Source organism: Bacillus sp. WP8 (genome assembly GCF_000800825.1).
GTDB classification, from domain to species: Bacteria; Bacillota; Bacilli; order Bacillales; family Bacillaceae; genus Bacillus; species Bacillus safensis.
Map to the genome: position 1 here is coordinate 3,160,149 of NZ_CP010075.1, position 12,806 is coordinate 3,172,954.

At 38.9% G+C, this 12,806-nt stretch carries 14 protein-coding genes; 2 read left to right on the forward strand and 12 right to left on the reverse strand.

Features of this window, described 5'->3' with window-relative positions; all coding sequences use genetic code 11:
- Window positions 1-9: 9 nt before the first annotated feature.
- The 10 genes from flgK to QR42_RS16080 form a co-directional block, all read right to left on the reverse strand.
- Window positions 10-1,530, reverse strand: coding sequence for a flagellar hook-associated protein FlgK (flgK, locus tag QR42_RS16035; RefSeq protein WP_039181802.1), 1,521 nt, complete (start codon window positions 1,528-1,530; stop codon window positions 10-12).
- A gap of 15 nt (window positions 1,531-1,545) precedes the next feature.
- A complete protein-coding gene (locus QR42_RS16040) occupies window positions 1,546-2,028 on the reverse strand; it encodes a flagellar protein FlgN (protein ID WP_039181805.1) in 483 nt (160 codons plus the stop codon).
- Between the two features lie 18 nt (window positions 2,029-2,046).
- A complete protein-coding gene (flgM, locus tag QR42_RS16045) occupies window positions 2,047-2,310 on the reverse strand; it encodes a flagellar biosynthesis anti-sigma factor FlgM (RefSeq protein WP_024423620.1) in 264 nt (87 codons plus the stop codon).
- Between the two features lie 79 nt (window positions 2,311-2,389).
- A complete protein-coding gene (locus QR42_RS16050; RefSeq protein WP_039181808.1) occupies window positions 2,390-2,809 on the reverse strand; it encodes a TIGR03826 family flagellar region protein in 420 nt (139 codons plus the stop codon).
- 56 nt (window positions 2,810-2,865) lie between these two features.
- Window positions 2,866-3,552, reverse strand: coding sequence for a ComF family protein (locus QR42_RS16055; RefSeq protein WP_064497978.1), 687 nt, complete (start codon window positions 3,550-3,552; stop codon window positions 2,866-2,868).
- Window positions 3,549-3,842, reverse strand: a complete 294-nt coding sequence (locus QR42_RS16060; RefSeq protein WP_039181811.1) for a late competence protein ComFB — start codon at window positions 3,840-3,842, stop codon at window positions 3,549-3,551. The genes QR42_RS16055 and QR42_RS16060 overlap by 4 nt, the downstream gene beginning before the upstream one ends.
- A 49-nt stretch (window positions 3,843-3,891) precedes the next feature.
- Complete coding sequence (locus tag QR42_RS16065; RefSeq protein ID WP_144246074.1) at window positions 3,892-5,289, reverse strand: ATP-dependent helicase ComFA; 1,398 nt, start codon at window positions 5,287-5,289, stop codon at window positions 3,892-3,894.
- A 120-nt stretch (window positions 5,290-5,409) separates the two neighbouring features.
- Entirely contained in the window at window positions 5,410-6,252 is an 843-nt protein-coding gene (locus QR42_RS16070; protein WP_039181815.1) for a DegV family protein, read from the reverse strand.
- A gap of 216 nt (window positions 6,253-6,468) precedes the next feature.
- Window positions 6,469-7,158, reverse strand: coding sequence for a two-component system response regulator DegU (gene degU / locus QR42_RS16075; RefSeq protein ID WP_008348273.1), 690 nt, complete (start codon window positions 7,156-7,158; stop codon window positions 6,469-6,471).
- Between the two features lie 64 nt (window positions 7,159-7,222).
- A complete protein-coding gene (locus QR42_RS16080) occupies window positions 7,223-8,398 on the reverse strand; it encodes a two-component sensor histidine kinase DegS (RefSeq protein WP_003213166.1) in 1,176 nt (391 codons plus the stop codon).
- A 221-nt stretch (window positions 8,399-8,619) separates the two neighbouring features.
- On the opposite strand from QR42_RS16080, the gene QR42_RS16085 reads away from it, so the two are divergent.
- Both QR42_RS16085 and QR42_RS16090 read left to right on the forward strand, forming a co-directional pair.
- Window positions 8,620-9,288, forward strand: a complete 669-nt coding sequence (locus QR42_RS16085; protein ID WP_012011434.1) for a YigZ family protein — start codon at window positions 8,620-8,622, stop codon at window positions 9,286-9,288.
- Window positions 9,273-10,364 carry an LCP family protein gene (locus QR42_RS16090; protein ID WP_039181819.1) on the forward strand — a complete coding sequence of 364 codons (1,092 nt, stop codon included), beginning with the start codon at window positions 9,273-9,275 and terminating at the stop codon, window positions 10,362-10,364. The genes QR42_RS16085 and QR42_RS16090 overlap by 16 nt, the downstream gene beginning before the upstream one ends.
- Window positions 10,365-10,399: 35 nt before the next feature.
- On the opposite strand, the gene QR42_RS16095 is transcribed toward QR42_RS16090, so the two are convergent.
- Together QR42_RS16095 and tuaH are read right to left on the reverse strand one after the other, a co-directional pair.
- Window positions 10,400-11,467, reverse strand: coding sequence for a glycosyltransferase family 4 protein (locus QR42_RS16095; protein WP_034660156.1), 1,068 nt, complete (start codon window positions 11,465-11,467; stop codon window positions 10,400-10,402).
- Between the two features lie 134 nt (window positions 11,468-11,601).
- Entirely contained in the window at window positions 11,602-12,801 is a 1,200-nt protein-coding gene (gene tuaH / locus QR42_RS16100; RefSeq protein WP_144246075.1) for a teichuronic acid biosynthesis protein TuaH, read from the reverse strand.
- Between the last annotated feature and the right edge of the window lie 5 nt (window positions 12,802-12,806).

Sequence of the window (12,806 nt, forward strand, 5' to 3'; positions counted from 1 at the left end):
CCGTTATCCCTACCTTCCTACGACACCCATGCCGTTTATTACCTTATCCAGTACTTCATCTTGTAATGTCATAATTCTCGCAGCCGCATTATATGCATGCTGAAATTGGATCATATTCGTCATTTCTTCATCGATGGAGACAGCGCTAGTCGACATTCTACGTTCATTGGCTGAATTGACAAGAGCAGCTGAACTGCTTTCAAGCGTCATGTTCTTTTTCCCTTGTACCCCCATCTCAGCAATGACATTTTGGTAATAATCCTGAATTGTCGTTGTATTTCCGCCGATTGGTAACTTTAAGTCTTGTATATTAGCTAATTTCGTAGCATTCGAACCGTCACCTTGTGTTTGATTGAGAGATGCTGCAATATTATCTGTTGATGCTAAAATGACATCGCTCACTTTAATACGAGCTGCCAAACCTTTATTCAACTCATTGTTATTCTCGATATCAAAAAAGTCTTGTCCACTTGCACCATTTAACGTGTACCCCTGCTTATGTACATCGTTAAATGTATCCATGAATACTTGTGCTACTTCATCCAGCTCTGCAAGCATATCTGGATACATGCCTTTTTCAGCACCGTTTGACATGTAGCCATAAGCCTCAACAAGTGCTTTTACTTTACCGTTTACTTGTAATTGATCCGCTGCAATAGTTGTTGTTCCGAACTGAAGTGAGTTAACAAGTCCCGTTGTATTATCGTAAGAGATTTGCAGTTCAGACTTTTCATTTGTAATACCATTCAATATGTTTCCAGCAGATTGTCCATTTGCACCAATAATGTCGATGTTGACAGTTCCTTCAGCAATTTTGAGTGCATTACCGCCAGGTGGATTGTAGCTGACCTTAATATCAACAAGTGAGGATAATTGATCTACCAAAGTATCACGTGTATCATAAAGATCATTTGGAAGATATCCATTTGGCTCAACTGCTGCAATCTGTTTGTTCACTTCATCTATTTGAGATAAAAGAGTGTTTACATCTTTGGCAGTTGAATCGAGTTCCGTTTTCAAATTCTTTTGTACCGTTGTTAAAGAAGAATTGAGCAGACGGAATTGGTCAACTAGAGCCTGTGCACTTGTTTTAACAACTGTACGTGCAGAAGCTGTATCAGCATTTTTTGTTTCTGATAAGACCTGTAATGATTTCCATAGGTTATCAAAAGCTCTGTTCAAGCCTTCATCCGTCAAATCATTCATAACCCCTTCCATCTGTGAAAGGGCATCTGACTTCGTTGAATAGTAAGACAAGTTGTTGTTATGATCTCTATATTGTAGATCTAAAAAGCTGTCTCTAATTCTTTCAACCGTTCCAACTTGTACACCTGTCCCCATTTGACCATAAGTCTTGCCATCATAAACAGAAATGACTGGGTAAGGATTTTCTGCTTTAAAGGTCACTCTTTGTCTTGAGTAGCCCTCCGTATTGGCATTGGAGACGTTGTTTGATGTGACATAAAGCCCTGCACGCTGAGCTGTGATTCCTCTTTTTGCCGTTTCTAGTCCCATGAATGTAGAACCCATTGGTATCCTCCTTGTTTACGCCTTTGAATCAAACAAAGCCCTTTGCTGTTTAGGCTTTGAACTCTCAAGACCATTATGTCCGTAATTCATATTTTCTTTATTGGGGTTAACGAGATCGAATGTCAGTGAAATAAATTGAAGTGACTGCTGAATAAGCTGCTTGTTCAGTTCATTTACATCTTTTAGTTCCACCATGATGTCATTTAGTTTCTCATATAATGAAATGAGCTCTTCTTGATCTGTACCTTCAGCCTTTTCGATACATGCAGTGATGGTTGGTGATTGATCACTTTGTAAAAATTGAACGGTCGCTTCAATTCGTTTTTCTTCTAATTGAGAAATGGCCTGAATATACTTTTGCTCTAAATTCAGAACCTCTGAAAGAGCATCAATCTCATTGCTTTTCAGCATTTCTGTTTTATCCTTAGACAACTTTAATAGCTGTTCATGCAATCCATAGAGACGATGCAGTTCTTCAATAATTATTTTAACTGACATTCACGCTGCTCCCTTTTGTTATTGTTGTTTATAAAAATTCAGCATTTTATCTGCAATGCCTTTTGTATCTACTTGATATGTTCCGGCTTCAATGCTTTTTTTAATTTGGTCAATTTTATCTTGACGTTCTCTCATAATATTCGGCACCTTTTGCATTTCGATTGCCTTTTTAGAAATTTCGACTTTATCAGTTGATTTTGCTTGATTCGATTGCAACGTTTGTTTCTCATATGTTTTCTTGTAAGGATTTACTGGTTGTGTTCCATATCGATTAATTTTCACGGGATTCCTCTCGCTTTCCGTTACAGTCTGTCTTGATTCTATCCATTTTATCGACCAAACTGCAACTTAGTTTAGGGAATCAGTCGTTTTTAGGATTAATGGCATAATAGGTGTCTTTTTTCCTAGATTCAATCTCCCTTTTACGCTCTTCTTCTTGGTTCATTTGGCTGATTTGCGAATGAATATCCTGTTCACATTGGCTGCATAGCTTGTTTTTCCTGATCGCTTTGCCACATCTTTCACAAGGATAATTAATATTCGGAAATTGACTAATTTGCAGTCTTTTCAAACGAATAAATTTCAAGATTAATTCTTCATCAACTTCAGTTGCATCTACTATTTCAGCGATGGTTGATTGTCTATTACTTTGTTTTCTTAAGAATTTATATACGATATCAAAAGAACGTTCTTCTTCTTCATAGCATTTGTTACAAACCGTTTGGATGGTGGTTTTTAAAAATAGCTGATTACATTGTGGACAGTTTGCCAATTGATTCATAACCAAAACCCCTTACGTTATTTTCTTTTCTTATTATCGGTTAATTATCATGATTTTTAACTACGTATCAACGTAAAAGAAGAAACACTTTTGGCACCTGCGTCTTTTAAAATTCTTGCTGCATCATAAATGGTTGCTCCCGTTGTATAGATATCATCAACTAATATAATATCCCTTTGAACAATCACATCTGTATGCTTTATTTGAAACAATCCTTTTTGATCTAGGCGTTCATTTTTCTTTTTTTTGGACTGCTTACTTTGATGTATTTTCACGAGTGGCTGCAATATTGGCTTACCTATCAAGGAAGCGATGATGACAGACTGATTAAATCCTCTTTCTGTTAGTCTTTCATGACTTAAAGGGATCGGAATCAGCAGTGGTTCTTTTATGCTGAAGGAATGTTTAAATGCTGCTTGTACATCTCGTTTAAACAGCTCAACTAAAGCCGTATCACCCCGAAATTTAAAGCGGGCAAGGACATCTTTCATCAACTCATTGTAAGTATAAACTGACCTATTTTTCACAAGAACTTTAGTAGAATCAGGGCGTTCATTCCATCTATCGCAGTCCTGGCACATTTGGTCATTTGACTGCGCCCTTCCACACGTTGGACAAATAGGACGCTCAATCTTTACTAAGTCATTCTTACATGCTACACAAAGACGATCATCATTTAATAGTAGGAATGATTTCCAGGTAAAAGCCGGCACAAAATGTCCCTCACAAATTTGGCAATTCAATTGTTTTTCTTGTTCAGCAGCAGACGATTTTCACACCTTGGAAATGCGGAGACCTTGGAAGCTGCTTCTGTCAGAATAACCAGCATAGCAGTATTCTTCTGTTTATCCACCATCTCAGATTTACTGTAAGATATTTTATCGATGTCTGTTATATATTGTGGTTTCACTTGATTCAGTGAAATTGCTAATACATCTTCCATACACTTTTCACAATGACAAATCATGTTTAATTGGTTGAGATATTGATAGAGAATTTCCTTGAGTAGTATTTCTTTTGCATTGAGTAGCATATTTTGTCTCTCCTGCCATTTGTGTATTGTGAATATAATGTACCATGATTTAGTTGAACCCACACTGTTTTTCAGAAAACTCATTTGCAGCCGTATCATTCATTTTAACGATATGCTTCTTTGCTTGTTTCATACTTCTCGTTAAACCAAAATGAAAAAGGAAAACGTCTCCTGTACAATAATCCGGGTGTCTGCCTACTCTTCCAGAAATCTGAACAAGTGCACTCTCTGTAAAAATAGTAGATTCCGAACCTAATACCCCCACTTGAACATTTGGAATGGTTACGCCTCTTTCTAGAATAGTGGTTGTAACTAGTACATCGTATACGTAATCTCTAAAGTGCTGAACCTTTTGTTTCCTATCTGGATCATCGGCAGATACTCCCTCCACGTTTAAGGAGTGTTCTCGAAGAATCTTCGTTACCTTCTTCATGGTAGCAATTGAAGGAACAAAAAGTAATACTCTTCTTTTATTTTCAATATGTCTCTGCATCCAATTCATCACTTTACGGGGCAGCTGATTCTTTTTTAATTTCTTTTTCCAATGTCCAATCCAATGAAAGGTTGGTACGGGTAATGGTTGTTTATGAAAACGCAGAGGAATTTTTATCGCTTCCAGTTTTCCACTAGAAACCTTTCTCGTCATTTTTTTAGAGGGTGTCGCACTTAAATAAATCCTAACCCCTCCGTTCTTTCTCATCGCCTTTAGAACAGCAAATTGGAGACGTTCATCCATTGAATAAGGAAAGGCATCGACTTCATCTACAATGACCACATCAAATGCATTTTTGTACCTCATCAGCTGATGGGTTGTGGCGATCACTAGCGGTGCAATCTGAAACCTTTGAGAACTGCCTCCATAAAGTACGGCTATTGTCATCCCTTGAAATGCTTTTCTAAGTCGTGGTTCGAGTTCAAGCACAACATCTGTTCTAGGGGTCGCAATACAGACACTCATTCCTTGATTTAACGCATATTCGATTCCGTGAAAAAGCACCTCCGTTTTCCCTGCCCCGCAAACCGCCCAAACAAGTAGATCAAATTTGTTTTTGATAGCTTCAATCATTCTTTCTGACGCTCTTTTTTGTCCTTTAGACAGCTCTCCCTGCCATGTTAATTCAGCTCGATATGTTTCTACTATTTGTGGACCTGTCCATTCATAAAGAAACCCACATTCAGTTGCTTTTCCCATCATGATGCATGATCTACAGTACACACAATCCTTTTGACACACTTCACATGGAGAGTGAGCAAAGTACCGCTTGTGTGATACACCGCACCGGCAGCATGTAAAACCATTTGCTTTCCTCTCAATGGCAGGTGTTCGATTGACTAAGCCCTTCTCCTCCAGCCAATCCAATTTGTACTGTGGGCACCTTGTTTCGGCGGTGAGCAAATGGCGTGAATGCAGCTGCCGCATTAGTTCCATTGCTTTGTCCATATTCAACTTCACCAAACACCTTTCAATTGATGTTTGCCTATTATGCGCAAAGACATGACCTTTCGTCCAACGGGTAAAATAGAAAAACAAAACCCCTTTTCCATAAGAAAAGAGGTTTTTTAGGAATTATCTAATCACCCAGCCAAGAGCTAAAGAGCCTTCACCTAGATGGGTGCCGATCACGGCACCAAAGTAGCTTTTATAAAATTCAACATGAGGATATTTTTCTGATAAGTGCGCAATTAATTCTTCTGCTTCTTCTTCTCTATTACCATGTATCAGTGTTGCTCTCATCGGAACACCACGTGATGCATCTTCATCAAATAATTCAAAAATACGTGAAATGGCTTTTTTACGGGTGCGAATCTTCTCAAAAGGGACAATTAGCTTGTTGTCAAAATGCAGAATAGGCTTTACCTTTAAGAGGCTTCCAATAAAAGCCTGTGCACCATTTAATCTGCCGCCTCTTTGCAAATGAGTTAAATCGTCTACCATAAAATACGCCCGCTGACTTTCTTTCAGGTAATTTAGATGTGCCAACACTTCTTCTAAAGAAGCACCTTCTTGGATTTTTTCAGCAGCTTCTAACACATAAAAACCTTGTGCCATACAGCTTGTTTCTGTATCAAACGGGTAAATATCAATCCCTTCAACTAGATCATTCGCTGAGGCAGCACTATTATACGTTCCACTAATTCCACTTGAAAGGTGAATACTAATCACGGCGTCGTATGTTTCACTTAGTTTTTCATATAAGGCTATTAATTCACCGAAAGCAGGCTGAGAGGTTGTTGGAAGATCTTTGTGTTTTTTGATTTCTTCATAATATGTCTTCCAGTCCATTTCTATTTCTTCACGGTATGATTCACTGCCAAAGATGACGTTGAGGGGGATCATATGAATATTATATTTATCACGTAGCTCTTGTGGTAGATAAGCAGTACTGTCTGTTACAACGGCTATTTTCATTCTTAAATACCTTCCTTATTCGTTAAGTTACTCTTTTTTATTTTAAAAGAATGATCATTTTTTCATTAGATTTATAATAGTAATCAAAAAAGCCTGCCTAATCAATAGGCAAGCCCGCTATATCCGAAAAAGACTCCTTACCCTGTCTATCATTTCCCTCCAGCTAAAATGTGAGAGAACAAAAAACAGGCGAAAAAGGAGTACTTGTCCGGAACATTATCTCATTTCTACCCAGCCGTTTTTAATTGCTACAACAACAGCTTGTGTACGGTCGTTTACATTCATTTTTTGCAAAATGTTACTCACGTGGTTTTTGACTGTTTTCTCACTAATAAAGAGCGATTCACCAATTCCTCTGTTGCTCTTTCCGTCAGCTAACATTTGAAGAACTTCGCATTCACGTCTAGTTAAGATATGAAGTGGTCTGCGAATTTCAGGATATACCTCGTGCTGTGGATGTGCTGAAACGCCGCTAGTTGCTAGGCGTCGGAATTCATTTACTAAATTATGAGTGACTTTCGGATGTAAATAAGAGCCTCCGTCAGCTACAACTTTCACTGCTTCGATAAGTGTGTCTGCATCCATTTCTTTTAACAGGTAGCCTCTCGCTCCTGTTTTCAATGCATGTGTTACATAGTTTTCATCGTCATGAATAGATAGAATAATGACTTTTGATTCGGGATAAAGCTCAACAAGCTGCTTTGTAGCCTCAACACCATTTACATTCGGCATATTAATGTCCATAATGACAACATCCGGATGATAGTGTTCTACGATACGTGCAGCTTCGTCACCGTCGTCTCCTTCTGCAACTACTTCAAAAGTAGGTTCAAAATCTAAAATCCGTTTGACACCTTCACGGAATAATTGGTGGTCATCAATAATTACAATATTTACTTTAGTCACAAGCTACGCCTCCCCATGTTTATTGTTCTACACCTGAACTTTATGGTCAATATGTCTTTTGACTCTATTTTACAATTTTATTTTGCAATGTTAGCGGCACGCGAATCATGATGAATGTCCCTAGACCTATTTTTGAGTCTATGGTCATTTTACCTTCCAGTAAGTCTACGCGTTCTTTCATGCCAAGTAAACCGAAGGATTTGTTTTTGTTGGTTTTCACATCTTTCATATCAAAGCCTTTTCCATCGTCTTTAATAATTAAGGTCACAAAGTCTTTCGTTACTTCTACTTTGACAGAGATTTCTTCAGCTTCAGAATGCTTTAATGAATTTGTGACAGCTTCTTGGGCTAGTCTAAACAGTGCTACTTCAAATTGAGAAGCAATTCTTTCGCTTTCTGTATCACCTAGGCATTGGAACGTAATTTTGGTTTTCCCATCATATTCTTCAATTGTGTTTAAGTATTTTCTCAGTGTTGGAATCAGACCCAAATCATCTAAAGCCATCGGTCTTAAATCATAAATGATTCTTCTTACTTCGTACAGTGCATTTCGCACATTCTGTCTGAGACTTCTAATTTCTTTAAAGCCTTCTTCTGTACCGCGGTCTCTAAAAATCCGTTCAATTAATTCGGAACGCATCATCACGTTTGCCAGCATTTGAGCAGGGCCGTCATGAATTTCCCGAGACACTCTTTTGCGTTCTTCTTCTTGGGCTTCAATAATTCTGAGCCCAAAATCTTGTTTTGCCTGAGCATCTTCAAGTAATACGCCGACCTGGCGTAAATCCTGGTTGAGATAGTTGAGAACAACTGTAATCTGACTCACAAGGGTTTCAGAGCGTTCTATGACGTCTTGCAAGCTTAGTAATCGTCTTTCCAGATCGTCTCTTCTTTCTCTCAGCTGCTTCTCGCGCTGCTGAATCATGGTGAGTTCCACCTGCAAGTTATGTGCTTTTTCGTAGGCCTCACGTATTTCTTCTTCGCTGAATTTGTTGAAGTTTCTGCTGACCTCAGATAAGCGATTTCTAGCATGTCTTGTATGGACTTCCAGCTTATCCCCAAAATCAATTACTTCGTTTACTTGCTGCTTGATTTGCTTCAGCTCTTCTACTAGGCTTTCATATTGTTGACGGGACTGTTCGCCTATTCTAAATACTTCGTCCTTGCTGCCATCAACTGTACTTAGCATTTTCATGATGATTGAATCCAATAATTTCGGATCCATTTTGGGTGTTGTCATGGCTTTTCCCTCCCGTAACAGTGATGTCATCTTTTTTTATTATAAATGTCATTGATCTGCATTTTATGTCGAATTATAATGAAAGAATGCGTATAAATCTTGAAGTTTTTATGACGACCCTTTTTCCGCTCCTATCATCATAACAAAATACGCTGTAAAATTCTAAAACCAATGCAAATTTTCACTAGTCTTACAATTTGCTTGTCAGGAGGGTATGTCTTTTGCTGAATCGCTATCTTACAGTAAAAAGTCGTGGCGAGCATGAGATCGTCATTGAAAAATCACGTTTTATTTGTCATATACAGCGTGCTGTCTCAGAAGAAGAAGCACAAGCATTTATACAATCCATTAAAAAACAACATTGGAATGCTACACATAACTGTTCAGCCTATCTCATTGGTGAACATGACCTCATTCAAAAAGCGAATGATGATGGTGAACCAAGTGGTACAGCAGGTGTCCCAATGCTTGAAGTGCTAAAAAAACGGAAGCTGAAAGATACAGTCGTTGTGGTCACTCGTTATTTCGGCGGTATCAAGCTAGGTGCCGGTGGATTGATTCGTGCCTACGGAAAATCTGTATCAGAAGCTATCAACCATGTTGGAATGGTAGAGCGCTGTTTAATGCGTACAATGCACACAACAATAGATTATACATGGCTTGGAAAGGTAGAGAATGAGCTTAGAGCCTCATCTTTTCAGCTAAAAGAAATCCATTATGCAGAAGATGTTATTTTTGAGACATATGTCGAAGAAACACAAACAGAGCAGTTCATTGAGTGGATGACTGAGCTGACAAATGGAAAGAGTGTTACAAAAGAAGGCGAATTGATTTATTTAGAAAAGGACATTGGTCCGATAAAGGAGACAGATGAATGGCACAACGAGTAAAAGTGCGTGTACGAAAGAAAAAGAGTAAGAAGAAGAGAATTATCAAACGTATTCTGGTCTTATTTTTGCTACTTATCATCTGCATGGGCGGATTCGCAGTATATAAAATCGTCAATACTCTTCAAGCTGCTGACAAAACATATGATGAACTAAACCGTGGAGAGAAATCGAATCTTCGTGATGCTGTCATTGATATTAAGAAAAAACCTTTCTCTGTATTATTTGTCGGAATTGAGGATTATGCCACAAAGGGTGATCATGGCCGTTCAGATTCACTCATTGTCGCAACGATTAACCCTCAAGACAAAACGATGAAAATGGTTAGTATTCCTCGTGACACACGCGTACAGCTTGCAAGTGATACAACAGGAAGTAAAGAAAAGATTAATGCAGCATTTGCTAAAGGTGGTAAAGACGAAACGATCGAAACTGTCGAACAATTCTTGCATATTCCGATTGATAAGTATGCAACCGTTGATTTCGACGGATTCAAGGATGTCATTGATGAAGTCGGCGGAATTGATATCGATGTTCCATTTGACTTCAATGAAAAAAGTGATGTTAAAAAATCGAAAAAGATTTACTTCAAAAAAGGCAATATGCATTTAAACGGGGAAGAAGCACTTGCTTACGCACGGATGAGAAAACAAGATCCACGCGGTGATTTCGGACGTAACGATCGTCAGAAACAAATTTTACGTGCAATGATTGATCAAATGGCGAAGCCAAATAACATTGCGAACGTCGATAACATCGCTAAAGAGGTCAGTGATCACATTACGACCAATTTCCGTATCACAGAAGGTCTTGCGCTTCAGCAAATCTACAGCGGATTTAAAGGAGACGACACAGAAACACTTTCTATTAAAGGGAAAGACCTTTACTTAGGTCCAAATCGGACGTATTACTTTGAGCCAGATCCAACCAATCTAGCTAACGTTCAAAATGAATTACGGACGCATTTAAAGCTTCCTACTGAATCTTCAACTGAAACAGATTCACAAACCAATCCATCCTCTGGTGAAACAGGGTCAAGTGATACAACTAACTCATCGACCAGCACACCTGGACAATAATAAAAACAGCCCAGTTCCTAGGAACGGGCTGTTTTTTACTGCCTTTTGACCATTCGTTTATAAAATTTCGTAAATGGTTTAAATTCTTCATTCACTAAGCCTGTGACTTCTGCAATCACTTGCATGAACATGACCAGTAAAAAGATAATAATCAGTGATAACCAAATGGTGGCGCTTGTCAGCAAAATCGCACTTAGACTAAAGACTAAGCCAATCATATAAATCACGATGACAGCCATGCGATGGGACAACCCAAAGGCCATCAGTCTATGATGAATATGAGATTTGTCAGGTGCTGAGATTGGCTGTTTGTTTAATATTCGTCTAATGATGGCAAAGGTGGTATCGAAAATAGGGACACCTAAGATGATCACTGGGACAACTACACTAAACAAAGTGACACTTTTGTATAGCCCTAATAGTGACAGTACCGAAATCATATAGCCTAAAAAAAGCGAACCGGTGTCACCCATAAAAATCTTCGCCGGATGAAAGTTGTAAAAAAGAAAGCCGATGGTACTGCCAATGACAACAAGGGATAAAGAAAGAATCAAAATTTTATCAGCTGAAAATGCCATCACGGCAATGGTTGATAAACCGATGACAGAAATACCGGCAGCCAGTCCATCAAGGCCGTCAATTAAATTAATGGCATTTGTGATTCCGACAATCCATAACACGGTTAGGGGATATGCCATCCAGCCTAACTCAATTCGATCTGTTAAGAAAGGAACAGAGAAAAAGTCCATTTTTAAGCCTGTGCTTACAATCAGACAAGCAACAAGAACTTGTACGAGAAATTTGAATTTTGCACTTAAATTATATTTATCATCAAATATACCTAGAATGACGATAAGTACGGCACCAACTGAAATTGCTGTAATTTTATTATGTAGAAACAGCCCGCCTGCTAATGCTCCAGCCGCTACCCCAATAAAAATTGCCAAACCGCCCATTCGAGGCATTACTTTATCATGAACTTTTCGTTTATTCGGCTGGTCCACTGCACCAATCTTAATTGCAAACTTTTTGACGATTGGTGTCACAATTAAAACTGTAGCCAGAGAGACAAAAAACGCTAATAAGGCGCGTTCGTAATCCATAGGTCAGTCTCCTTCTAAATTGAAATCTGTATTTTGTATATTGGCCGCTCTTTCCATTATACAATTGAATAGAGGATGATCACAAGCTTCCCCTGTAAAGAAGAAACAAATAAAAACGCACAATCCCTGATGAATTATGCGTTTTCTTTAATATTCGTTAGTTCCACCATGTTTGTGAACAGCGCGTGCCAATCTTTTTTCTTCGCACGGCTTTGTCTTAGATGTCTATAGTCCATGTCGTCTTTTTTGCTGATCACTTTTTGGCAGGCTTCTACGAAGAGTGCAGGATCTTCGCCCTCTAAATATTCATACACATCATTCTCTTTTAGCCTTTCCGTTGACGGAAGATTTAAACCGACAACCGGTATTCCTGCGGCTAAAAATTCATATAGCTTGAGCGGGAACACGGCTTGATTGTAAGGAGATTGTTTGTATGGCATCATGCCTACATCAATCAGCTTCATATACGCAGGCACTTCTTCTGGTGCAACAGCACCTGTCCAAATCACATTTGGCAGTTTAAGTGCATGCTGAAAAGATGGATCGCCATTTGTTCCATCCGGACCGACAAATAAAAATGTCCAATCAGGCTGCATGCGGGCAGCTTCTGCTATCATGTCAAAATCCAGCTTCGGCTTGATGCCTCCAATAAAACCAAGAACAGTTCCTTCTCTTCCCCCCAGCACATCCTCCTTACATGGGAGATTGCTTTTGGCAAACACATCGTACTCAACGCCATTTTCCACTGTAAAGACATCTTTCGGTTCACCCATGAGACGTTTTTTAATTTGATCGTGTAAGTATTGAGAAGAGCATGTAATACTGTGTGCGTATTTGATGATTCGATTTTCTGCTTTCACAATGACACGCTGCCTCATATAAGAAAGCAAATTATTTTTGCCGCTTATCGGCTCTCCCCACAGGTCACTGCAGTCATAGACAATATGTTTCCATTCAAATAAAGAAGATAAGAGCGGAAAGCCCGGAAACGTATACCATAAGCAAACAGCGATTCCCTTCTTTTCCTCCTGCCGCAAATGCTCAAGAAGTGGGGACAATTTATGAATATAGAACATGTCTTGATATCGGCCAAAGCGAAAAAATTTGCTCTTAAGCACATCAGGAATGGTCAATTGCTTCATTCGATCGGTTATGGGCTGAAAGGGAGCTTTATGACGGGATGCAGATGGGCATACCCAGATGACCTCTTTCGTTTCTGGATCAGATGCTAGAAATTCCGCCAGTCGATGCCGTCTGTACCTCAAGCCGTCCTGTCCCCATTCTCCCGTCGCTACGATAACATGTATGATCGAGTCTGCTTTCACCTTTATCACCTTTT